Raw genomic sequence first — 23,560 nt, forward strand, 5'->3', positions numbered from 1 at the left:
TTCTAGCATTTTAATCTCAGCGAAATAGTTTGAATAGTATAAAAACAATGGTTTCTACTATATGGGATACGACAGGAGATGAAGAATATGAATGAAGCAACAGTTTCTTTAGAGCAGAGAACGATAAAGAAAATAATGAAACGAATTTTGCCTTTTGTATTATTGATGTACATCATTGCTTTTATAGACCGGGTTAATATGGGGTATGCTGCACTTCAAATGAATGCAGAACTGGCTTTAACAGCGGAGGTTTTTGGACTTCTTTCAGGTATTTTCTTTGTAGGGTATTTCTTCTTTGAAGTTCCAAGTAATATCTTGTTGGAACGTTTTGGAGCAAGAATCTGGATTACAAGGATTATGGTTACATGGGGATTAGTCGTTATTTTAACAGGATTCGTTCAATCAGCGACACATTTGTATATTGTACGTTTTTTATTAGGTGTTGCTGAAGCGGGTTTCTTCCCTGGGATTATTCTTTATCTAACATACTGGTTTAGATCAAAAGAAAGAGGACGTGCGTATTCCTTGTTCCTTATATCTATGCCTCTTGCAGGATTGGTAGGAGCCCCATTTTCAACATTGATTATGGACAATATTAGCTGGTTTTCTCTATCAGGATGGAGATGGATGTTCATTATTGCCGGTATATTAACAGTTGCGCTAGGAATTGTATGTCTGTTTTATTTAACGGATCGTCCAAAAGACGCTAAGTGGCTTACAAGTGAAGAACGAGATTGGATAGAAAAAGAATTAGAGAATGAAAAAATGAAGCAAACGGTAGTAAAAACCTCTAAGTTGGCTGCATTTAAAAACTCTAAAACATGGATATTTGCCTTTACTTATTTTGGTGTATATACAGGAGTTTATGCATTATCATTTTGGCTTCCAAGTATCATTGATAGTTTTTCAGGAGAATTATCGAATACGACGATTGGATTCATTGCAATGATTCCTTCACTAGCTGCAATACCTTCAATGGTAATCTGGGGAAGACTTTCAGATAAAAAACTAGATAAGAAAATGTATGTCATTCTTCCAATGATTTTGGCTGCCGTAGGCTTTGCTGGTACGGGATTATTGAGTAGTCCTGTGGTTGCTATTGTCTGCATTACATTGGCATCAATGGGATTATACAGTTTTACTGGTCCATTTTTTGCAATGTTGTCTTATGGTTTTAACGAAAAAGAAGCAGCTGTTGGTATTGCGGCTGTGAATACGCTTGCAAGTCTTGGCGGATTTTTCGGGCCAACCATTTTAGGGTATTTTGACTTAATGGGAGGAATGATTTTTATAGGGGGACTTTTAATTGCTGCGTTCCTCCCACTATTAGTGATGAATCGAAAGGTCCAATTGAACAATCAAGTAGATTCTACGTTGGAAAAAGTAAATGCGTGATAAAAGATTTCTCTTTTAATAGATAAATAGGGTGAAAATAGCACCTTATACAACTTTCAAGTTAAGGTTCAAAGGTATTTCACTTTTGAACCTTTTCTTTTCTATAAAAAATTAACTAAAGGATTCATTTTCTTAAAAAGTATTTAAAAGGTGGTTTATTATTTATGTTACAAGGTCGAGCAGCGATTATCACAGGATCCAGTCAAGGAATCGGAGCAGGATTGGCAAAATATTTTGCAAAGCAAGGGGCTATGGTTGTTGTTAACTATCCTTTTGAATCTGAAGCCGAGAAAGCTAAAATGGTTGTTGCTGAAATTACAGATGCTGGAGGAAAAGCAATTGCCATAAAGGCAAACGTAGCTGATGAATTTGAAGTTATTCAAATGATGGATGAAACGGTTAAAGCATTTGGCCAGTTAGATATTTTGATTAATAATGCCGGAATTACGAAAGATTCTTCATTTAAAAAGATGACGGTAGAAAACTTTAAATTGGTTATGGATACGAACTTAGTCGGTACTTTTATTACATGTAAAGCAGCAGCAGAAATCATGGCTGAACAAGGGTACGGCAGAATCGTCAACATGTCTTCGATAGCAGGGCTGCAGGGGAACTTTGGACAGGCAAACTATGCCGCATCAAAAGCTGGTGTCATCGGTTTGACTAAAACGGCAGCGATTGAATATGCCAAAAAAGGGGTTACCGTTAACGCAATTGCACCTGGATTTGTTAGAACACCAATGACAGATCAAATTCCAGAAGAAGTTCGAAATAACATGATCCAATCCATTCCTGTAAAACGGATGGGAGAACCTGAAGATATCGCGGCTACAGCAGCATTTCTTGCTTCAAAAGAAGCTGGATATATTACAGGACAAGTACTGTCTGTCAACGGCGGCTGGTATATGTAAGTTTAGTAAAGTTATTGCTTCTTGACGAAAGCGGAAATCATTGTTACGGTAATAATGACAAAAGTGCATAAAAGCAGTAGGTGCCCCTTTGGGGAGAATAGGGAATGGAGTGAGAGTCTTCAGCGGTCCCGCCACTGTATTGGGGAGTTTCATTGAAAATGCCACTGGAGTGATGTCTGGGAAGGTCTGATGAAGTGATGATCCTAAGTCAGGAGACCTGCCTATTTGCTTTGACGTTATAGATGATGGAAAAGTCTGTAGTTTATTTGCTATTCAAATAAGCTGCAGACTTTTTTTGTTATTTAATATCACACTTAGAGAGGAGAAGGAGACATGCAGTTAGTACAACAAACGATTGAGAAAATTGAGGGATTGGATCAAAAAACAGCAGCGGAAGCAAGGGAAAGAGTGGATAACCTCATTAAGCCTGCTCAGAGCTTAGGGAAATTAGAGAGTCTTGCTGTCCAGTTAGCGGGTATTACTAGAAATCTGAAACCTGCATTTGATCAGAAAGCTATCATTGTGATGGCGGGCGATCATGGGGTTTATGAGGAAGGGGTCACAAGTAATCCACAGGAAGTAACAGTTGGTCAAACGTTGAATTTTGCAAAAGGAATAACAGGAGTATGTGTGATAGGGCAAGTTTCAGGAGCTAGAATTGTCCCTGTGGATGTGGGGATTAAAGTAGATATGCCAGTCGATGCGGGGATAATTATTCGTAAAGTAAAAAATGGAACAAATAATATAACGAAAGGGCCTGCCATGACAAGAGAGGAAGCGATAAAGGCCATTGAAGTAGGGATTGAAATCGCTGATCAAGAAATAAAAAAGGGAGTCCAATTATTGGGAACAGGAGAAATGGGGATTGGGAACACGACACCTAGTACGGCTATTTTGTCTGTGTTACAAAATTGTGATCCGCTCGGGATAACAGGAAGGGGTGCCAGTTTAGGAAAAGGTGGAATTAAGCATAAAGCGGAAGTTATTCGAAGAGCCATTCTAGTGAACGAACCCAATCCTGATGATGTAATTGATGTACTGGCAAAGGTTGGAGGTCTAGAAATTGGCGGGATGGCAGGAGTTATGCTTGGTGCTGCTGCTAACCGTATTCCCGTTGTCGTGGATGGATTTATTTCTACCATAGCAGCTATCATAGCTGTCGGGATAGAACCAAAAGCGAAGGACTATATGATTGCTTCCCACGCATCACAAGAACCTGGTGCAAAAGTCGCCAGCGAATTACTGGGAATAGAGCCGATGTTAATGATGGATATGTGCTTAGGTGAAGGCTCCGGTGCGGCATTAGCTTTTCCCATTATTGAAGCGGCTAGTTCAATGATGAAAAATATGCCAACTTTTGCGGAAATAGGTATGAAAATCTAGAAAATAATGTAATGTTTTTCTATTGTGAGAAACAAAATGCCAACTCCTTATGCATGAGGGTTGGCATTTTATATACCTTATTATATTAATCTTCTACCTCAACAATGATTTCAAGCTCGACTGCTGCATTTTTAGGTAGTTGAGCTAAACCTACAGCTGTTCGTGCGTGGACACCTTTTTCACCGAAGACCTCAACAAATAAATCAGAGGCACCGTTGATTACTTTTGGATGATCGGTAAAGTCAAGGGCCGAATGCACCATCCCCAGCACCTTTACAACCCGTTTCACACGAGATAATTCTCCAAGTTCACCCTTTAGTATACGTATTACATTGATTGCGGCTTGACGGGCTGCTTTATAGCCATCTTCTACAGTTAAGTCCGTCCCAAGTGTCCCTATATATTGATCTGAAATTTGGCCAGAGGTAAAAATGAGATTCCCCGTACGCACGCATCCAATATAATTACCTAATGGCTGCCTTGCCGGTTCCAGAATAATTCCTAACTCCTCTAGTCGGTTCTCGGGTGTTTTCGTTAGATTTGTCATATCATTGTCCCTCTTTTTCTATTAGTTTTTATAATAATTTTAAGATAAAAATAAAGGCATCTTTCCCATAATTAAATAATTCGACATAAAATAGAATAATCCTTTTTGGTATACTAAATATTGTGTGCGAATTTTAATTTTAATATAAAGAATGAAAAAGGCTGCCCCATTATCATCTGGAACAGCCTTTTTATTAGTTTTCTTCTACTTCTTTTCGGTTTTTCTTGAAAAGCTTAGATAGGATTTCATATACGATTGGAACAATGATTAATGTTAACAAGGTTGAACTGGTGAGACCGCCGATTACGGTAATACCTAAGCCTTTCGAAACAAGGCCGCCTCCGCCTGTACCGATAGCTAATGGGATTAACGCACCGATTGTTGCGATAGCTGTCATCAAGATTGGGCGCAGACGTGTCGAACCGGCTTCCAGAATGGCTTCACGCATACCCATTCCTTCATGCTCCATATGAATAATCCGATCGACAAGAACGATGGCGTTTGTTACCACGATACCAATCAGCATCAAAAGCCCCATCATAACGGATACTGAAATCGTTTCGTCAGCAATTAATAATCCGACAAAAGATCCAATCACGGCAAATGGCAGGGAGAACAGGATTGCGAATGGAGCAAGACCTTCCCCAAATGTCACGACAAGAATAAAGTAGACAATCGCAACCGCTGCAAGCATGGCAATTCCAAGCTGTGTGAACGTTTCTGTCATATCCTCCTGAACACCGGCCACACCCAATGTGACACCCTTTGGCAGGTCTAATTCATCAATGTCTTTTTCCACAGATGTGGTTGCTTTTGATAAATCTTCTCCAATAACAGTTCCTGAAACAGATGCATAGTACTCACCTTGGCTTCGGGCGAGGGTATTTAACGTTGTTCCTTCTTTAACAGTTACAAGCTCTGAAAGCGGCATGGACGTACCAAGTGCCGTTGGGACTTGTTTAGCTAAAAGTTCATCGATTGATTTAGGATCTTCCGTTTGTTTTTGTTGAACAATTACTTCCAAATTGTTACCGTCTTTTTCAATCGTTGTCAGAACATCTTTTGTTTCCATTGGATTTAACATCATGATAATTTGTCCTGCTGTTAAGCCATACTGCAATAATTCATCCTGTTCTACTTTGAACGTATACTCAACGTAAGGATTTTCAGCACTAGAAGTTACATCTTCTAAGCGGTCATTCTTTTGCATCACATCTTCTACCATGCCGACAGCTTTATATAGTTTATCTAAATTCTCACTATAGAAGGTGTAGCTGACTTCATTAGAACCCATGGACGACATAGAAGAGAAGTTTTGGCTTTTCCATTCGCCGGATTGATTAATATTTGACATGTATTCTTCAATCTCTTCACGAACTTCTGGGAAGTTTTCCATTTCCGGATTGAAGATGAGGTACATTAAGGCCCCGTCACCGCCGCCGCCCATCATGGCAGCCATCGGATCTCCGCTTTCTGTTACTGATACTTGAACAATATCAATATCATCGCGCTTAAGCATCTCCTCCTCGACCTTATGAACATTTGCTAATGTTTCTTCCTTCAGTTCGCCCGTTCCAGGGGTGTACGTTAAGTACATCACTTTTTCTTCTTCACTGCCCATGAAGCTGAAGCCGATTAACGGGGTTAGCATTAAGCTTCCAGCTAATAATCCAACCGCAAGCAGGGAGGTAATGATTTTATGGTTAAGTGCCTTGTTAAGGACACTTTTATACCAATTAGCTAATTTTCCTGCCTCTTTATGACTGTTTTCTGTTTTTTCACTGTAGAGCTTTTTCTTAAATAAAAAATGCGATAGAGCAGGGACAATGGTAATTGCAACGATTAGTGAAGCACCAAGGGCAAACGTCATCGTTAACGCAAATGGAGCGAATAATTCACCGACCATCCCGCCGACATAAATAAGTGGTGCGAATACGGCTACCGTTACTAATGTGGATGATAAGATTGGTTTGAACATTTCGATTGTAGCTTCACGTATCAATGCACGGCCCGTTAATTTCTCCTCTCGCAAATGGAGACGGCGATAGATATTTTCTACAACGACAATGGAGTCATCAATCACACGTCCAATCGCAATGGTAATCGCTCCAAGTGTCATAATATTCAGCGTAATATCCAGCCAGTGTAAGAGAAGAAGGGCCATGAAAATGGATACGGGAATTGAAATGATAGAAATAATGGTTGATTTAAAATCACGCAGGAATAATAGGATAATGACCACAGCTATTAATCCGCCGATTACGGCTTTCTCAACCATCGTTTTAACCGATTCTTCAATAGGTGCTCCTTGGTCAAGAGACACATCAATCACTAGACCTTCAATTTTATCTTCCTGATTTTTAATTAGCTCTTTTACGCCATTTACAACATGCACCGTATTGGCCTGCTGTTCCTTGACAATTTGAATAGTAATTGAATTTTCTCCATTTGTACGAGAAACCGATTGTTCTTTTCCAATCAGTTCAATTTCTGCAATATCACTAAGCCTGACAAATGGGGAAGGCTGGGCTGCAGAAGGTGTTACAGGGATTAACATTTCTTTTAAATCATCAACAGACATAAATTTGCCGTCCACTGAAACTGCTTGTTCACCCTCTTCAAACTCAAAAAGACCTAATGAAACAGCCAGGTCGCTTGCTTGAATTATTTCCTTTACTCTATCCTCTGCTAAACCAAGTTCAGCCATTTTGGCTTGATCATACGTAAGGTGTACTTCTTCAAGATGCTGGCCTGCAAGTGTTACGGATGCAACACCATCAACTTTCTCAATTTTTGGAACTAGAATGTCTTCCACCGTTGACGTTAATTCTACAATGTCCTCTGATTGACTGCTGACACTAAGTGCCACTACCGGCATCATATTCATGCTAATGGCCGTAACTGTCGGCTCTTGTGCGCCTTCTGGTAAGTTGACATTATCTAAGGCAGCCTCTAAAGCACGTTTCGCCTCATCCATGTCAACGCCGTATTCATATTCCACCTGAATATTTGCCATGTTTGAATAGGAGTTGGAGAAGACGTTTTTCACATCGTCAAGACCTTCAACGGCCTGTTCGAGAGGGATGGAGACATCCTTCATTACCTGTTCAGGTGTTGCTCCCGGGTAGACATCCATGACCATTAAGTATGGAATGGATATATCAGGTATTGTTTCCATTTTCATCTTTGCAGATGAATAAATACCCGAAGCTAGAATGATAATTGTTAGAAGCCATACAGCTAGTTTATTTCTAATAACAAAATTAACTAATTCTTTCACGACTACACCTACCTTTAATTGACTGCCTTAGCTCAAGTATTTATACTAATGACTAGTCAGTCATTTGTCAATGATTAGAAGGGTTGAGATAAAATGTTAAAAAAACAGCTAATTATGGAGAAGGCTTCAGAGCTTTTTGCCCAACAAGGCTTTGAGGCTACTTCTATTAAGCAGATAACAGATTATTGCGGGATTTCAAAAGGTGCTTTTTACCTATCGTTCAAGTCAAAGGATGAACTGATTTTGGCATTGATTGATCATTTTATGATTCAAATCATTTCAGATATTGACTATATAGTCAAAAGTGTAACTGAAGATGAAAACCTATTATATCAATTTTTTTATACAACTTTTCACACGTTTCAAATGTATTCGGACTTTGCCAAGATTTTTATCAAGGAACAATCACAAACGTTAAACGAGGAATTGATTAAAAAAATTCATTCTTATGACCTACTATTGGAAAATTTGATTCTTTATATGATTGACCGAATATATGGAGACGAAATCAAACACATAAAATATGATTTAATGTATTGCATTAAAAGTTTTTTGAGTATGTATTCTAATTTACTTCTTTTTAAAAATGCCCCATTAGAATTGAATCAGCTTTCACAATCACTTGCGGAAAAAATAACCATCTTGGCCGAGTATACAACCATTTCGTTCTTATCTGAGGAGCTTATCCAAATGACCAGACAGCCAATGCATGAGAAGATGACGAAAGAACAAATCATTGAGCTGATGGAGCAAAAAATTAACGAAATGGAAGAGTCGATTGAAAAAGAATCATTAGTCCTTTTAAAAAATCATCTACTTGAATCCAATCTTAGTCCAGCAATCGTCAAAGGACTTCTTGAAAATATCCGAAACCATCCACACTGTAAATGGATTGCCTATCTGCTGCGCAATCATTAATAGAAGGCGGTGTCAGGCACTGCCAAAAGACAATCTGGGGGCGCTTGTCTTTTTATAGTGCCTGACACCATGTATGTGGACATAATAATAAGTAGAAATATATACTTGAAAAAGTTATATTATTCTGAAAAACCTATACATTGGAGGGAGTCAAGTGGAAATCGGAATTACCACATTTGTAGAAACCACACCAGATGTTGCAACGGGAAAGGTGCTCAGTCATGCTGAGCGAATCAGGGAGGTTGTTGAGGAAATTGTACTTGCCGATCAAGTGGGATTGGATGTGTTTGGGGTTGGTGAGCATCACCGAGAGGATTATGCTGCTTCATCACCGGCGGTTGTACTTGCTGCAGCTGCCTCGCAAACGAAAAGGATTCGCTTAACAAGTGCGGTTACAGTCCTTTCTTCCGCAGATCCCGTGCGCGTATTTCAGGATTTTGCTACTCTTGATGCGATTTCAAACGGACGGGCAGAAATCATGGCTGGCCGAGGTTCGTTCATTGAATCGTTTCCGTTGTTTGGCTATGATTTAAGTGATTACGATGAGTTGTTTGACGAGAAGCTGGACCTGTTATTAAAAATCAGGGAGACCGAGAAGGTAACCTGGAGCGGGAAGCATCGGCCGGCCATTCAAAATCGAGGCGTGTATCCTCGTCCTGTTCAAAATCCTTTACCCGTTTGGATTGGGAGCGGAGGAACGGCACAATCAGTTGCACGGGCAGGACAACTAGGGCTGCCGTTGGTTTTGGCGATTATCGGAGGCAGACCGCTGCAGTTTGAACCACTTGTAAGGCTGTATAAAAGAACGGCTGCTAGAGCAGGTCATGATGTATCGAAACTTCCAATTGCAACACATTCACATGGCTTTGTGGCTGAGGACACTGAAACAGCTGCAAATAAATTTTTCCCTTCAACACAGCAGGCAATGAATAAACTAGGTCGCGAACGTGGCTGGGGACCTTATGAGCGCTCGACTTTTGATTTTGCACGCAGTCTAGAAGGAGCCTTGTACGTAGGTGATCCGAAAACGGTTGCGGAAAAAATTATCTATCTAAATCAAAATGTCGGTATCACTCGTTTTATGCTTCACGTACCGGTCGGATCTATGCCGCATGGAGATGTGATGAAAGCGATTGAACTATTAGGTAAAGAAGTTGCACCAATCGTTCGTGCAGCGGTATTAAAATCATAAAGTTATTAATCTCCTCATTTATTCATAGAAATTGTAAGGGAATGATATAAATAATGGAAAGAAAGTGGGCCTAGGGCTTACTTTCTTTTTTTGTAGAAGCAACATAAGATTATCGTTTTCCTTTTTGTTTAAGATGCTGGGTGATACTTTGAAAGTCTGCTTCATCGAGGAGACCCAACTTTTTAAACAAGACCGAATACCCGAGAATTCTTTTGTGGATGCGATGATTCATTTGTGTGCTTTCAGCTCCTTTTTTAATATTTTATGCATCTTCGCCAAAATGTTTCCCAAAAGAAACATTTTGGCGGCAGTTCTTGTTTATTGAGTCTTTTTGCATTAATAATAGCAGTCTTTCTTCAACGAAAGCGCGTCAATTACAAACTATTTTTTGAGTAAAATTGATATAAATCAATTTTTATTGAGAATCATTTTCATATAATGAGTTTAGAAAGAGTAGTTGATGAAAGTAACCACAATAACGTTTTGTCTAGTCTATTAATACTAAACCATAATATGAAAGAGGGATGGCCGTATGACTCAGCTTATTTTATATGTAAATGGAATTAATTATGTTGATAGTCTCTATTCAATTGAACGGTGTATTAAAAGCTTACGCGGCATTGATTCTGTTAAAGGGACTTTGCCAAAAGGAAAAATCACTGTGAAATTCAAGCAAAGCTTTGTCAGTGCAATGGATATCATTGATAGAGTTGAGGTTCAAGGATTTGAGGTTGTAAAGAAGTATCAAAAGGATTATTGCTTTGATACGTATAATTAAAAATACAGAAAAGAACAAAGCATTAGAAAAAACTGCTTTGCTCTTTTTATGGAGAAGACCCGCTCATCAGGAAGTTGTCTTACAAAATAGAAGCATGAGACCCCTCCTGCTGCTAAGAGTTGAATCTCCGCATTCTTTGGAGGAGCAGTCCGTCTGTATGTTTGTTTTTTCCAGTTACGAAGGTAGTCATATAGTGGGTTAGGTACTTACCGTATTGGTTTTTAGTTTTATGCAGAAGTTCGTCTACATAATAGGCGCCTTTTGGAATGGAATCTTTGAGGAGGACAGATAGGGCGGCGTAGACACCGCAGGCTACTTGGAAGTAAGTGGCATTTGTTTGAAACTTGGAAAATATTTCTTCATTCGAAGATACATTATACATATAATGTTCTTTTTCAGGATAGACGACAAGGACGCCGACTAAGTCTTCACCATCAAGCGGCGCTGTCTGGGGGTCTAGTACTTCCATATCATAGTCCCATAATTTATCAACATCATCTAAATTGCTCCTGATTAAATCTGTAGTATGGTCATTCACTTTGTATAGAAAACCGCTTTCGACATCATAGATTTTTCCTAACGTAAAAATCTCCTCATGCGGCATTAAACAGCCGTAAAACTGTTTTTTTCCTAAGTTAACTTTAAATTCAATATCATATACATCTTCATATAAATACAGCGGGGTATGGTGCTGAAAATACATTGGGTAGCTTGCAATTGCCTCATCGAGAAAACATTCAGGTGACCAGGTTGTGTAAATGGTATTCTCTTTTGCTATTAATGGATTTTTAAAAAACGAGGTGTCATGCTCGACAATATAACAAGCAAGCGGTTTCTCCTTAGAATCTTTTAATAGTTCATATGCCATCCATTGAACGACTCCAGGATTCATACCTGAACCAATGATTGCAGTAGTATTAGTGAAAAGGTCTTTATGTTTTTCTAAATGGCTGATTCTCTCTGCTAATTGAAATCCCTCAAACAGTTCTTCATTTTCATCAATAAACGTATTTTCTAAAGCCGTATTAACATACTTAACACCGAGTTTATTACAGCATTGAAGCATCTCCACGGTATCTGCCCAAGAAGTATCAATCACAACTGCTGTTTTTGTGTTCTTCAGATGCTTTGTAAGCTTCTTTGTATCCTTAAGATCAAATTCATGTAAAATGAAATGCGGGTATAATTGAGGAAATCGACTGCTATAGTAATCTATTTCCTTTTGATTAAGATCAATCAAGTGAATCACTGAATTCTTAATAAGAGAATGGATTGGATCGTTCGTATCAACAACAGACTTATTCAAAATAGAAAGAACAGACTTCGCAACACCACCAGCACTTCCCAAAACAGTCATCACAATTTTATTACTCTTCATTTATACCATCCTTTGAAGTAGGGGGATGGTTCTTTTTCTTCCCATTAGACCTTGTCCAAAAAAATAAAGAACCCCCCCTCTCTTTTTAGTAGAATAACCTTGGTCTATTTTCGTCTGGTCTGTTTGAAGTACCAGGTCGCATGATCTGTCCTCGGATTTCTCCGTCAGGATTTTGAGCAGTATGGGCGTTTACATATGTTTTTTCATCTCTCATCAGGTCAATTAGTACGGATAACGGTTTGCCCTGCAGCGGACCGACCAAGTCTTTCTCAGTAATAATCCCTTCTACAAATCCTCTTGTTACACTGATGTCTGGATTTGCGGGGCCAAATAGAAACGCAACAACAGGGCCGTTCATTCCTCTTCTGCCTAAATGAATATGCGCTTGTGTAAAATTATCAAGATGATTGACTGTTAATTCATATACTATTTTTCTGCCATCATTACTCACTGTGAATTTTGTCACCCCAGTTGCGTTTGTTCTTACAGGTGGAACCTCTTCAGACCCAACTAATTTGGCTATAAATACTTGAGTTTGATTCATTTTTCACCTCCAAAAATTTGACATTATATTAAATTATATTTTTTTTGCTTATCATTGCTTGTACAACTATCCATGAAAAAAAGAGAAATGGGTTTCTTTTCGCTAAATTAGTATTTTAGAGGATTTTTAAGTGTTTTGCCTTTTTTTATTTTTTAGAGAAATATGCCCACATAGTTTGGATAGAATCGCATACTCTGTATTATAACAGTTTTGAGTTGTTTAAATCTGTATCGAACAAAGGGGGGGATAGGATGTTACAAAATCCTGTTGAATTTTTTAGAGAATTACCGAAAAAAATCTGTGCTGAATGCGGGCAGATTATTGTGGAACAAGCTGAATCTTATTTAATGGAATGCGATCGCTGCTTGTCTAAGAGAGCAGAGTAATTGAACGAACGATACACGTTCTTCGCGCATATAATCCAACCTCCCTTTAATTGGAGGTTTTTTGTTTTTTGTGATAAATAAGAGGATTACATTTCAAAGCAGATAGTTTGCCTGTAGTATAACAGTTGTTTAGATGTAAGAAACCGTCCCTTTGCTTAATTCTTTGAGTTTAAATACCACTTTGATACAATTTAGGAGACTAATTGATATGGAGGTATACATATGACACTAAGTGGAAAAACAGCGATTGTTACGGGAGCGAGCAGCGGTATCGGGGAGGCAGCTGCGTTTGGGCTGGCGAATGCGGGTGCCAATGTGGTGCTGGCGGCTCGTCGGACGGAGCGCCTTGAAGAGCTAAAAGTGAAGATTGAAAAAGAAACAAATGCAAAAGCCTTGGTGGTTAAGACAGATGTGACAGATAAGGCTGAAATGGAGATACTTGCTGAGAAAACGAAGGAAGCTTTCGGCTCCATTGATATATTAGTGAACAACGCCGGTGTTATGCTCTTATCTCATATCAAAAATGACTTGATTGATGAATGGGTTCGAATGGTGGATGTGAACATTAAAGGAGTTCTTCATGGAATTCATGCAGTACTTCCAACAATGCTCGAACAAAATACAGGTCATATTATCAATATTTCATCTGTTGCAGGTCATGAAGTAACGAGAACGAGTACGGTTTATTCTGCAACAAAGTACGCGGTCCGTGCCTTATCCATGGGCTTGGAAAAAGAATTTTCAACCACCGGATTACGTGTCACTAATATTTCTCCTGGTGCGGTTGAAAGTGAGTTGAGAGAACATATTACAGACGAAGAGGTGCGAGCTAATTTAGGTAATAAGAAAAGAACACTTTTACAAGCGGATGACATTGCAAATGCAATCGTGTATGCTGTATCACAACCTCCTTATGTGAACGTGAATGAAATCATTGTTCGTCCAAAACTGAATTATTAATAGAAAACAGCAGCTAAAACGGTGTGTTTAGCTGCTCCTTCTTTAATGAAAGGGAATATCGCCCTGTCTAGGATTTTGTCCCGCTCTTAACGGGCAGTAAGACCGCTACCTCAAGATTCTGAGTATACAAAAGAAGATAGGTGGGGGATCAACTGCCCGTAAAGGTCCGATTGGTGAGATAAGGATTTTCTTTGGGCTTCAGCCCTTAGGAAATCCAATCAGGCTCTGCGTGACTAACCATCAGTGGGGGATGAAGAAAACCCCCACTGATGGAAGTTTCACTTTATAAATATGGATTGTGTGATGTGAATGCAAACGTATATTTTGTGAAAAATAAACAGAAGAGAGAAGCAGAAGATGGACCCCTGCTTCTCATTTTAATGGAGAGAGGTTTTAGGAATGGCGTTTTATGAAAGTTTGGCTCCGTTTTATGATGAGATTTTTCCAGTAAATGAAACCGCTTGTTCTTTTTTGCTGTCTTTTTTTGAAAATGCCGATGCTGTGTTGGATGTGGGGGCCGGTACGGGAAATATGGCGGTGGCACTTGCTCAGAAGGGACTGAAGGTGATTGCAGTGGAGCCTGATGAGGCAATGGCAGAGTATATTAGGCAAAAGGCTGTGGAAAACAATGTGTCTATTCCTGTTCATATTAAATCGATGCAGGAAATCAATCAAATCTCAGATCAGGTCAATGGAATTTATTGTATTGGAAATACGCTGCCGCATGTCAATAATAAAGAAGAATTGGAGTATTTTATAAGAAAATGCTATGAAAGACTTAAGAGTGGTGAGAGATTTATCCTGCAGCTCGTCAATTACGAAAAAGTTCTGTCAGCGGTAGAAGATTTCTCATTCCCAGTTATTCAAAAGGGTGGAATAACCTTTACGAGGCAATATAAGCAGGAAGAAGATAAAATCATTTTTACGACCAACTTAACTGTGAATGGGGATAACTTCTCCCATTCTATTCCCTTATTTCCTGTAACCTCGAGCCAATTAGTTCCTTTACTTCAAGAGGCGGGTTTTGAGGTGGAACAGGTGTATGGAAACTTTGCACGCCAAGATTATTCAAAGAATTCACCTGCTTTGGTTGTTGTAGCCAAAAAATAACGGATGATAACTGTTCACAACGTTCAATAAATATCAGGAAAAAGAGTTTGATTGTCTATTTATAGATGGTTAAGCTCTTTTTCTTGTTTCTATTGTTGTTCTTAAGTCAATGGACTAAATGAATGGTCCACCATGCACCTAATATATTATTTTAAAAAAATGATTGACGAATTTGTATATACAAGTTAAAATGAAAACGTTCCCAATGAAACATGTATATACATGTCGGGGAGATGACAAACGGACTAATAATCCAGATTATTATACAAATAATAAAATTAAGTTCTTCGAAAGAAGAGGGGGTTAAAAGCATGAGTAACTATACACAACCGGCAAAAGAACTACTAGAGCACGTCGGCGGCAGTGAGAACATTTCTGTTGTGACACATTGCGCAACAAGAATGAGATTTGTCTTAAATGACCCGAAAAAGGCTGATGTTGAAAAAATTGAAGCTCTTAAGCTTGTAAAAGGAACTTTTACGCAAGCGGGGCAATTTCAGGTGATCATCGGCAATGAAGTGTCTTCTTTCTATAACGAATTTATCAAAATGGCTGGTGTAAATGATACATCAAAGGATCAAGCGAAGGAAGCTGCAAAGCAGAACATGAACCTTCTGCAGCGTATGATTGCACATCTAGCTGATATCTTTACACCGTTAATTCCAGCGATTGTTGTTGGGGGTCTTATTCTTGGTTTCCGGAATATTATCGGGGACATTAAAATGTTTGAGGATGGCACCAAAACGTTAGTTGAAATTTCTCAATTCTGGGCAGGAACGCATGCATTTTTATGGCTGATTGGAGAAGCAATATTTCACTTCTTGCCAGTTGGGATAACATGGGCGGTAGCAAGAAAAATGGGAGCAACTCCGATTCTTGGAATTGTGTTAGGAATCACGCTTGTATCGCCGCAGCTTCTTAATGCTTATGGTGTGGCAGGTGCAACAGAAGTTCCATTCTGGGATTTTGGTTTTGCGAAAATTGATATGATTGGTTATCAGGCACAAGTCATTCCAGCTATTCTGGCAGGACTATTATTATCTTATCTGGAACTGAAATTACGTAAAATTGTACCCAATGCCATTTCGATGATTGTTGTTCCATTCTTTGCATTAGTGCCGACGGTTCTTATTGCTCACACTGTTTTAGGGCCAATTGGCTGGCAAATTGGATCATTTATCTCTGATGTTGTTTACTCAGGTTTAACTTCTGCTTTTGGCTGGCTATTTGCAGCAATCTTTGGTTTTGCTTACGCACCGCTTGTCATTACTGGTTTACACCATATGACAAATGCGATTGACTTACAGCTAATGAGTGAGCTTGGCGGAACAAACTTATGGCCGATGATTGCTCTTTCTAATATTGCACAGGGCTCCGCTGTTCTAGCAATGATTTACATCAACAGAAAGAATGAAGAAGAAAAGCAAGTATCTATTCCAGCGGCTATCTCTTGTTATCTAGGTGTAACAGAGCCGGCGATGTTCGGAATTAATTTAAAATACGGATTCCCGTTCTTAGCAGCGATGATTGGTTCCTTAGTGGCTGGTGTCATCTCTGTAGGAAGCAATGTAATGGCGAATTCAATCGGTGTAGGCGGCCTTCCTGGAATTTTGTCTATCCAACCGCAGCATATGTTGACATTTGCAATTGCTATGATAGCAGCAGTAGTCATTCCTTTTATCTTAACCGTTGTATTTGCTAAAACAGGTGTAGCAAAGGTTTCTTTTAAAAGAAAATAAAACAAAAAAATAGGAGGGGAACAATTAGTTGTTCCTCTTTTTTACTATATAAGGTTATTGTAATTAACTATAAAAAAATGAAGGATAGGTGTTAGTAAATGACTCAGCCTTGGTGGAAAAAAGCGGTCGTGTATCAAATATATCCAAAAAGCTTTCATGACACGACGGGGAATGGTATCGGTGATATCAAAGGAATCATTGAGAAGTTAGATTATTTAACAAAACTCGGGGTGGATGTAGTCTGGTTAACGCCCATTTATAAGTCACCGCAGCGGGATAATGGGTATGATATCAGTGATTATTTTCATATCTATGAGCCATATGGAACGATGGAGGACTTTGATCTTCTTTTAGCTGAGGCGCATAAGCACGGCATTAAGATTTTGATGGACATTGTCGTGAATCACACATCGACTGAACATACATGGTTTATAGAATCGAGATCCTTTAAAGACAGTCCGTATCGGGATTATTATATTTGGAAGGATGGAAAAAACGGGGAACCTCCAACCAATTGGGCATCGAAATTCGGCGGTAATGCATGGCAGTATGATGAAGAAACGGGGCAGTATTATCTTCATTTATTTGACATCACACAGGCAGATTTAAATTGGGAAAACGAACAGGTACGTAATGAAGTCTACGACATGATGAAGTTTTGGCTTGATAAAGGCGTTGACGGCTTCCGACTTGACGTGATTAACCTGATTTCGAAGGATCAGCGCTTTCTTGATGATGATGATGGGTCAACTCCACCTGGTGATGGCCGCAAATTTTACACAGATGGGCCAAAAATACATGAGTATCTTCATGAGATGAATCAAGAGGTATTCTCGAAGTATGACATCATGACAGTCGGGGAAATGTCGTCGACATCCATTGATAACTGTATTAAGTATACAAAACCTGATCGTCATGAACTCGATATGACGTTTAGCTTCCACCATTTGAAAGTCGATTATCCGAACGGGGAGAAATGGACAAAAGCAGATTTTGACTTTTTGCAATTAAAAGACATTCTGTCAACATGGCAGGTTGAAATGAATAAAGGCGGCGGCTGGAATGCGCTTTTCTGGTGTAATCATGATCAACCGCGTGTCGTATCACGATTTGGAGATGATGGCAAGTATCATAGAGAATCAGCGAAAATGCTGGCAACGGCCATTCATATGATGCAAGGTACTCCTTATATTTATCAAGGTGAAGAATTTGGAATGACTAATCCGAATTTCGAACGTATTGATGACTATCGTGATGTAGAATCTTTAAATATGTTCCAAATACTGCAGGATAAAGGAATGCCGGAGCAGGAGGTTCTCGATATTTTAAAACAGAAATCTCGTGATAATTCACGAACTCCAGTTCAATGGGACGATAGTGAGAATGGCGGCTTTACAACCGGAACTCCCTGGATACCTGTGGCAGCTAATTACAGAGAAATCAATGCGGAAAAGGCACTAGCTGATGAAAATTCTATTTTTTATCATTATAAAAAGCTTATTCAGTTAAGAAAAGATTTCGAAATTGTGACGGAAGGGAATTATGAGTTGCTATTAGGTGAACATCATGCTATTTTTGCCTATATACGAAATAACGGCGATGAAAAATTGCTGGTTGTAAATAATTTTTATGAAAAAGAAGTGGAGTTTGAGTTGCCTGAGCAGGTGGATTTAAAGGACTTTACTAGTACCATTCTCTTGTCCAACTATAAGGATTCTTCCCAAAATCCGCGGGAATTTACATTAAGACCATATGAGTCAGTTGTATATTATCTAAAAAAGTAACTGAGGTTTTGACTATGACAAACAAGTATTTGATGATCCATAATGAAATTGCTAAGCAAATAGATAAGGGAGAATTTACGACCAATTCACTTTTGCCCTCTGAGCATGAGTTAAGTGATCGTTACAATACATCTCGAGAAACCATCCGCAAGGCATTAAATTTACTATCGCAAAACGGCTATATTCAAAAGGTTCGCGGAAAGGGCTCGATTGTCATAAAAAGCACGAAGGTTGATTTTCCTGTTTCTGGCTTAGTTAGTTTTAAAGAATTGACAGCTAAAATGGGGGAAAAGCCCCGGACAATTGTTGAAGATTTATCGCTTGTTAAACCGGATGCCTATATTCAAAAAGAGCTGAACCTTTCGAGTAAAGATCGGGTTTGGCAGGTATTCCGAGTAAGAGAGATGGGCGGGGAAAAGGTCATCTTAGATAAAGATTTCTTAAATAAACATTTCGTTCCGGAGCTTACGAAAGAGGTATGTGAAAACTCCATCTATGAGTATATTGAAAAAGAGTTAAATTTAACAATCAGCTTTGCGAAAAAAGAAATCGTTGTCGAAGCTCCGACGGAAGAAGATCATCGTTTACTCGATTTAGAAGGCTTTCATTGCGTTGTTATTATTAAAAACCATGTTTATCTTGACGATGCCAGTCTATTTCAATATACAGAATCCAGACACAGACCTGATAAATTCAGATTTGTTGACTTTGCAAGGAGAACTCATCAATAATAGAATAGGATGGTCTGTTGCTTCCAAAAGTGATGGCACAGACCCACCTCTTTAATTTGTGAAGTTTTTATGACGTTTACTCGAATTTCATAACAAAAGGGTTAAAGAAGTTTATAATATTAATATAATATTATTTTGAGTAAAAAGGGGATCTTCTACATGCTAACTAATATTGGTGTACCGGGATTAATTTTAATTATTGTATTGGCACTTATTATTTTTGGTCCAAAGAAGCTTCCTGAATTAGGTCGTGCGGTGGGTCAAACCTTAGGCGAATTCAAAAAGTCAGCACGTGAACTAACAAGTGACGTTGTAGAAGAAATAGATGAAGTGAAAAAAGAGATTAAGAAATAGATGTGAGATTTTTCTCACATCTTTTTTGTTTATCAAAGCAGGTGCCAGTGCCAGTACAATTACTTTTATAATAAAAGTAATTGTACTGGCACCATTCAATTTTTTAAAGGTTTAATAATTGACTTACGGCATAAGCAAAGCCGTTTTCGTCATTTGTTTTAGTAACGATATCGGCTTCCTGCTGGACAGAAGCAGGAGAATTCCCCATGGCAACAGAGGTTGTGGCGACTTTAAATTGGGAAACATCATTACCGCCGTCTCCAAATGCATAGATATCAGTAAACTGTTGATTTGTTAATTGCTGATAGCGCAGGATGGCCGTTCCTTTATTGGCTTCTGTAGATGTAAATTCGATATTATTTGGATGTGAGGAAGCCATTGAAATCTTTAATTTCCCTTCGATTGCCTCTTTAGCTTCAGCAATTTTGTTAAGTTCATCCGGTCGAGCTACAGCCATAACTTTATAAATTTTGAGATGTTCCATTTCCAAAATATGACCATAATCATAATTCTGGAAAATTGGTTCAATCTCTTCAGGTTGTTTATCCTGTATGTCTGGATTTCGGCAAGGAAAGCCGCCCTGGTTGGTATATACCATTACCCATAAACCTAGGTTATGTAAAATGGGAAACAGTTCTTGATAAGTGGTAATTGGCAAAGAAGCCTCAAATAAAGTATCTCTTGTTTCAGAGTAAATAATGGTCCCATTAATGCTAATAATGGGCGAGTCGAGCTTTTGGATAGCATCCAATTTAATTACATCTTCAACTGCCCTGCCTGTGTTAATCATGACACAGTGTCCTTGCTCCTTTAAATATTGAAGGACCTTTAGATTTTCATCTGAAACCTCATGCTTTGAATTTAATAATGTACCATCTAAATCTATGGAGAAACATTTCATCTTGTCGGATTCCTTTCATCGTATCATAGGCACTCTTGAACATTTTTGTTCACATATTTACTATATCAAATAATTATCTGAGAAAAAATGCTCACTTCATTACACTTATGATTAAAGATTGGTAAAAAGCTTCATAAAAATAAGTGAATGTAAATGTTGAATAAGGTTTTCTCCCGTCGTGTATCTTATTACTGTAATACATCAAAGAGTTGAAAGAGGGATGGGATTGGTTAATTATAACTTTGAGAAATTTAGGAAGATACAGAGTCAGCATAAGAGTGAATATGGAGGAGAAAGAGGTCGAGGCAGTAATAAAGATGATTATAATACACAGGAAAATACAGATAAATCTCCGGGAGCTGCAGGCAGAACATTATAGATAGTATTTGAAAGAAGCGAGTGAAATTCTTGCTTCTTTTTTTAGGAAAAGCTTTTTTTATTAACCTTGTTGGTTTGTGACTAATTTAAAGCTGTGTGGGAAATGGACATTTCTTACGGATGAGTCAAAAATCTGACTGAATAACATGATTCATTAACGAAGTCTTGGGAAAAAAAGTACATAGTCTTAGAAAAATTACATATACTGTATTATAACAAAGGTTAATTAATTTAATCTGTATTACAGAATGGAGGCGACTAAGATGTTACAAAATCCACTAGAGTTTTTTAGACAATTACCGCAAAAGGAATGTGCAGAATGCGGTGAGATGATTGAAGAACAGGCTGAATCTTATTTAATGGAATGCGATCATTGCTTGTCTAAGCGGGATGAATAAAAATATCACTTATTAATATAAACGAACTCTTTGTAGGATCAACCAATCTTATAAAGAGTTTTTTTGTTTGAATCAAATCATTCCTTCCTGCCAGTAATTAACGGTTTGAAAAAAGAAAGGATTCCTGTGTGAGGGTCATACTAGGGTTGTGGTAATGAAAGGGGGAGAAATCTTTATGGATTTAGAATGGTTTGACCGGGTTTGCGGTGAGCTGCAGGACAGTCTTGATTCCATTTGCAGTAAGTATGATGAAAATGGTGGAATGTCTGTAGAACGTGGAGCGAAGCATCCGAGAATGGACTTTTTTATTGAAAATGGAGAGGAGGATAGAGATTATTTTTGTACCATTTATTTTGATCCTCGAAATGAAGAATTTTATATAGAATCCTTTGATCCTGATCTTGGCTATGAGAGCAAGGTTGTGCTGGCTGATATCGAGGATATTGTAGATGCTGTTCATGAAAGCTTCCATATTTATCTGGAAGAAGATGTCTCAGTAGAAGAGGACATGCTTGACGATGATACTGAATATTATTTAACAGATAATGATGAAATCGAACGGAGTAATGAGGATGGCGACAATTCAGATATATACCTCGAGGAAGTCGATGTAGAATGGGAAACCCCTGAAGTAACAGCTTATTATCAAGAAAATGAAGTGGAAGTTACGTACCAGTTCGGGATTGTCCAAGAAACAGGGGATGGTGTGCTGCGACGCGTCAATCGTATCTGGACGGAAGATGATGATTTGCTGAAGGATGAAACAAACTTTATTTTCAGTAAGGAAGAAGCAAGTACCATTATCGCGATGATTGCTAGTCATATGGATTCATTAAGTATGATGGAATAACACTAACCGTATAATCGTTTTCACAAGTGCTTTGGAGAAAGGAGACATCGTATGGCAAATAATAATAAGGAAGCTTTAGATGTGGTAGATCAGCCATCTATGGCTAAAAGTAGTACGGAACTCGGAATGGAAAAAGAAACAAAGAACGCGAAGCTGGCAAGTAAACCAAAAATTGGTGAAACCATTGTTGGAGATGATGGAATAACAGGGCGAATTAGATAACCGATTCATGCTGCTGAATTTATATATAATGAAGAAAAATGGCTGCCTAAATGTATGCAGCCATTTTCTTCATTTATTTGGGTAAATGGAAGGTAAATATGTATAGTAAGTGCCATTATTTAAAATAATGGCATTGTGAGGGAGCTGGTAAAATACCATCCCTCACATGCATATTCAACATTTTCAGAATGGGGTTATTTATGATGATATTTTGCAGGAACTACTTTTTCATTACACAGTGAGGAAGAGTATAAGGATGCTGGCAATACCATGATTTTGTAAGTCTTCTTATAAACAATTATTCACAATCACAGTCATCGTCATTGGTTGTAGAAGTAACAAATACATGCTGATTTTGAAGGATTTTAATTTTAAAATCAATGACTAGCTTATCTTCTGTTTTAGTAAATGTGCCTTCATTCATGAGGTCAGAAGATTCGAGCAAACATCTATCTACTGCCTCCACCCATTCAATGATCTTACTGGAAACCAATTCGCAATATGGCAGTTCATTATAATTTTCTGAACTTGCTTGGTGGAATTGAGAAAGATCACTTGACATCAACTCATCTTTTTCAGGATAACCGGAAGGTAATGGTTTTGTGACGTAAAAGTCAAATTCTTGACGGTTATTATTTTTTGGCATTTCTGGTTTGGCGATGAAATCTTTAATTTCTGTAATAAGACTGAACGGAATATGCTCTGTATGTGAATGTAAATCAGATGAAACAGCTGCAGACTTAGAAGTTACCTCTGTTATGGCTGCATATTGAATATTTTTCCGGACATACCCCTTGATAAATAATTTATTTGTAGGCAGTAAAAGTCTGCACTGGGTTAAAACCAGCTGTTTTTTAACATCTTTGATCTCAAGCACATTCTCAGGAAAACAAGTTCTGTGTACAGTATGAACCTGTAAACAAGGTTCTGCTAAAACGACCGGCACCTTTGTAAGTACCTTTCCAATGTTAATTTGCGGGCGGTAATACTTTTGCTCATAAGCATCTTTACGATTGTGTTTTTTATTATCTGACATTTTAAATCCTCCTACTGGGAACAGAATAGTGTATTCTATGCTGGGCATATAACCATGTATGGGTAAACGCCCAGGGACAGGTCAGAAAACGAAAAAACATTTAATTCCAAAGTTAGTGAAGTTTTTTATAAAAATGGTTCATCATTTCAGAGGAAAGGCATATACTGTACTATAACAAATAAGATACGTTAAAATCTGTATTATAAAAAGGAGAGGTTAAATGATGCGTAGTACAGTAGATCAAATCAAGGAATTACCGAAAAAGGTATGTGCGGAATGTGGTCAAATTATTGATGAAAAGGTTGAATCCTTTTTAATGGAATGTGATTATTGTTTATCGAAGAAAGAGGAATAAAAATAGTGGGATATAAAAACCTCCAAATAA

24 protein-coding genes and 1 riboswitch are annotated in these 23,560 nt (G+C 38.2%); of the genes, 18 read left to right on the plus strand and 6 right to left on the minus strand.

Features of this window, described 5'->3' with window-relative positions:
* Positions 1-87: 87 nt before the first annotated feature.
* The 3 genes from F4V44_RS04100 to cobT all read left to right on the plus strand — a co-directional run bounded on the left by F4V44_RS04100 (position 88) and on the right by cobT (position 3,689).
* A complete protein-coding gene (locus F4V44_RS04100; RefSeq protein WP_150438715.1) occupies positions 88-1,395 on the plus strand; it encodes an MFS transporter in 1,308 nt (435 codons plus the stop codon).
* Positions 1,396-1,559: 164 nt separating this feature from the next.
* Positions 1,560-2,306 carry a 3-oxoacyl-ACP reductase FabG gene (gene fabG / locus F4V44_RS04105; protein WP_150438716.1) on the plus strand — a complete coding sequence of 249 codons (747 nt, stop codon included), beginning with the start codon at positions 1,560-1,562 and terminating at the stop codon, positions 2,304-2,306.
* A 61-nt stretch (positions 2,307-2,367) separates the two neighbouring features.
* Positions 2,368-2,545: riboswitch (cobalamin riboswitch) on the plus strand.
* Between the two features lie 94 nt (positions 2,546-2,639).
* Positions 2,640-3,689, plus strand: a complete 1,050-nt coding sequence (gene cobT, locus F4V44_RS04110; RefSeq protein ID WP_150438717.1) for a nicotinate-nucleotide--dimethylbenzimidazole phosphoribosyltransferase — start codon at positions 2,640-2,642, stop codon at positions 3,687-3,689.
* An 85-nt stretch (positions 3,690-3,774) separates the two neighbouring features.
* Here cobT and F4V44_RS04115 read toward each other — a convergent pair whose 3' ends face one another.
* Both F4V44_RS04115 and F4V44_RS04120 read right to left on the minus strand, forming a co-directional pair.
* On the minus strand, positions 3,775-4,236 hold the full coding sequence (locus F4V44_RS04115) for a RidA family protein (RefSeq protein ID WP_150438718.1): 462 nt from the start codon (positions 4,234-4,236) through the stop codon (positions 3,775-3,777).
* A gap of 193 nt (positions 4,237-4,429) precedes the next feature.
* On the minus strand, positions 4,430-7,516 hold the full coding sequence (locus tag F4V44_RS04120; protein WP_150438719.1) for an efflux RND transporter permease subunit: 3,087 nt from the start codon (positions 7,514-7,516) through the stop codon (positions 4,430-4,432).
* Between the two features lie 93 nt (positions 7,517-7,609).
* On the opposite strand from F4V44_RS04120, the gene F4V44_RS04125 reads away from it, so the two are divergent.
* From F4V44_RS04125 to F4V44_RS04135, 3 genes are all read left to right on the plus strand, one after another.
* Complete coding sequence (locus F4V44_RS04125; RefSeq protein ID WP_150438720.1) at positions 7,610-8,434, plus strand: TetR/AcrR family transcriptional regulator; 825 nt, start codon at positions 7,610-7,612, stop codon at positions 8,432-8,434.
* A 154-nt stretch (positions 8,435-8,588) separates the two neighbouring features.
* The gene (locus tag F4V44_RS04130; RefSeq protein ID WP_150438721.1) at positions 8,589-9,626 is read left to right on the plus strand and encodes an LLM class flavin-dependent oxidoreductase; all 1,038 of its coding nucleotides are present in this window, start codon (positions 8,589-8,591) and stop codon (positions 9,624-9,626) included.
* Positions 9,627-10,158: 532 nt separating this feature from the next.
* Positions 10,159-10,404: a heavy-metal-associated domain-containing protein gene (locus F4V44_RS04135; RefSeq protein WP_150438722.1), complete on the plus strand. Its 246-nt coding sequence runs from the start codon at positions 10,159-10,161 to the stop codon at positions 10,402-10,404.
* A 112-nt stretch (positions 10,405-10,516) separates the two neighbouring features.
* On the opposite strand, the gene F4V44_RS04140 is transcribed toward F4V44_RS04135, so the two are convergent.
* Positions 10,517-11,782 (minus strand): saccharopine dehydrogenase NADP-binding domain-containing protein, encoded by a 1,266-nt coding sequence (locus F4V44_RS04140; RefSeq protein ID WP_150438723.1) that lies wholly within the window; start codon positions 11,780-11,782, stop codon positions 10,517-10,519.
* A gap of 85 nt (positions 11,783-11,867) precedes the next feature.
* Positions 11,868-12,326, minus strand: a complete 459-nt coding sequence (locus F4V44_RS04145; protein WP_150438724.1) for a CHRD domain-containing protein — start codon at positions 12,324-12,326, stop codon at positions 11,868-11,870.
* Between the two features lie 251 nt (positions 12,327-12,577).
* On the opposite strand from F4V44_RS04145, the gene yhfH (F4V44_RS04150) reads away from it, so the two are divergent.
* From yhfH (F4V44_RS04150) to tatA, 7 genes are all read left to right on the plus strand, one after another.
* Positions 12,578-12,712 carry a protein YhfH gene (yhfH, locus tag F4V44_RS04150; protein ID WP_150438725.1) on the plus strand — a complete coding sequence of 45 codons (135 nt, stop codon included), beginning with the start codon at positions 12,578-12,580 and terminating at the stop codon, positions 12,710-12,712.
* Positions 12,713-12,934: 222 nt separating this feature from the next.
* Entirely contained in the window at positions 12,935-13,672 is a 738-nt protein-coding gene (locus tag F4V44_RS04155) for an SDR family oxidoreductase (RefSeq protein ID WP_150438726.1), read from the plus strand.
* 399 nt (positions 13,673-14,071) lie between these two features.
* Entirely contained in the window at positions 14,072-14,782 is a 711-nt protein-coding gene (locus F4V44_RS04160) for a class I SAM-dependent methyltransferase (protein WP_150438727.1), read from the plus strand.
* A gap of 311 nt (positions 14,783-15,093) precedes the next feature.
* The gene (treP, locus tag F4V44_RS04165; RefSeq protein WP_150438728.1) at positions 15,094-16,521 is read left to right on the plus strand and encodes a PTS system trehalose-specific EIIBC component; all 1,428 of its coding nucleotides are present in this window, start codon (positions 15,094-15,096) and stop codon (positions 16,519-16,521) included.
* 98 nt (positions 16,522-16,619) lie between these two features.
* Positions 16,620-18,305: an alpha,alpha-phosphotrehalase gene (treC, locus tag F4V44_RS04170; protein WP_150438729.1), complete on the plus strand. Its 1,686-nt coding sequence runs from the start codon at positions 16,620-16,622 to the stop codon at positions 18,303-18,305.
* Positions 18,306-18,319: 14 nt separating this feature from the next.
* Positions 18,320-19,036: a trehalose operon repressor gene (treR, locus tag F4V44_RS04175; RefSeq protein ID WP_150438730.1), complete on the plus strand. Its 717-nt coding sequence runs from the start codon at positions 18,320-18,322 to the stop codon at positions 19,034-19,036.
* Positions 19,037-19,195: 159 nt separating this feature from the next.
* Positions 19,196-19,390: a twin-arginine translocase TatA/TatE family subunit gene (gene tatA, locus F4V44_RS04180; RefSeq protein WP_150438731.1), complete on the plus strand. Its 195-nt coding sequence runs from the start codon at positions 19,196-19,198 to the stop codon at positions 19,388-19,390.
* A 103-nt stretch (positions 19,391-19,493) separates the two neighbouring features.
* Here the strand turns inward: tatA and F4V44_RS04185 are convergent, their stop codons facing one another.
* Complete coding sequence (locus tag F4V44_RS04185) at positions 19,494-20,291, minus strand: Cof-type HAD-IIB family hydrolase (RefSeq protein ID WP_150438732.1); 798 nt, start codon at positions 20,289-20,291, stop codon at positions 19,494-19,496.
* 226 nt (positions 20,292-20,517) lie between these two features.
* On the opposite strand from F4V44_RS04185, the gene F4V44_RS27215 reads away from it, so the two are divergent.
* From F4V44_RS27215 to F4V44_RS27220, 4 genes are all read left to right on the plus strand, one after another.
* The gene (locus tag F4V44_RS27215; RefSeq protein WP_191090554.1) at positions 20,518-20,670 is read left to right on the plus strand and encodes a hypothetical protein; all 153 of its coding nucleotides are present in this window, start codon (positions 20,518-20,520) and stop codon (positions 20,668-20,670) included.
* A 262-nt stretch (positions 20,671-20,932) separates the two neighbouring features.
* On the plus strand, positions 20,933-21,067 hold the full coding sequence (yhfH, locus tag F4V44_RS04190; protein WP_150438733.1) for a protein YhfH: 135 nt from the start codon (positions 20,933-20,935) through the stop codon (positions 21,065-21,067).
* A 175-nt stretch (positions 21,068-21,242) separates the two neighbouring features.
* Positions 21,243-21,917, plus strand: coding sequence for a hypothetical protein (locus F4V44_RS04195; protein WP_150438734.1), 675 nt, complete (start codon positions 21,243-21,245; stop codon positions 21,915-21,917).
* Between the two features lie 51 nt (positions 21,918-21,968).
* The gene (locus F4V44_RS27220) at positions 21,969-22,139 is read left to right on the plus strand and encodes a hypothetical protein (RefSeq protein ID WP_191090555.1); all 171 of its coding nucleotides are present in this window, start codon (positions 21,969-21,971) and stop codon (positions 22,137-22,139) included.
* A gap of 298 nt (positions 22,140-22,437) precedes the next feature.
* On the opposite strand, the gene F4V44_RS04200 is transcribed toward F4V44_RS27220, so the two are convergent.
* Positions 22,438-23,175, minus strand: coding sequence for a CsxC family protein (locus F4V44_RS04200; protein WP_150438735.1), 738 nt, complete (start codon positions 23,173-23,175; stop codon positions 22,438-22,440).
* 220 nt (positions 23,176-23,395) lie between these two features.
* Here F4V44_RS04200 and yhfH (F4V44_RS04205) point away from each other — a divergent pair, with 220 nt between their 5' ends.
* Positions 23,396-23,530 (plus strand): protein YhfH, encoded by a 135-nt coding sequence (gene yhfH, locus F4V44_RS04205; RefSeq protein ID WP_150438736.1) that lies wholly within the window; start codon positions 23,396-23,398, stop codon positions 23,528-23,530.
* Positions 23,531-23,560: the final 30 nt, after the last annotated feature.

Source organism: Niallia endozanthoxylica (genome assembly GCF_008710145.1).
In the GTDB taxonomy this organism is placed as follows: Bacteria; Bacillota; Bacilli; order Bacillales; family Cytobacillaceae; genus Bacillus_BD; species Bacillus_BD endozanthoxylica.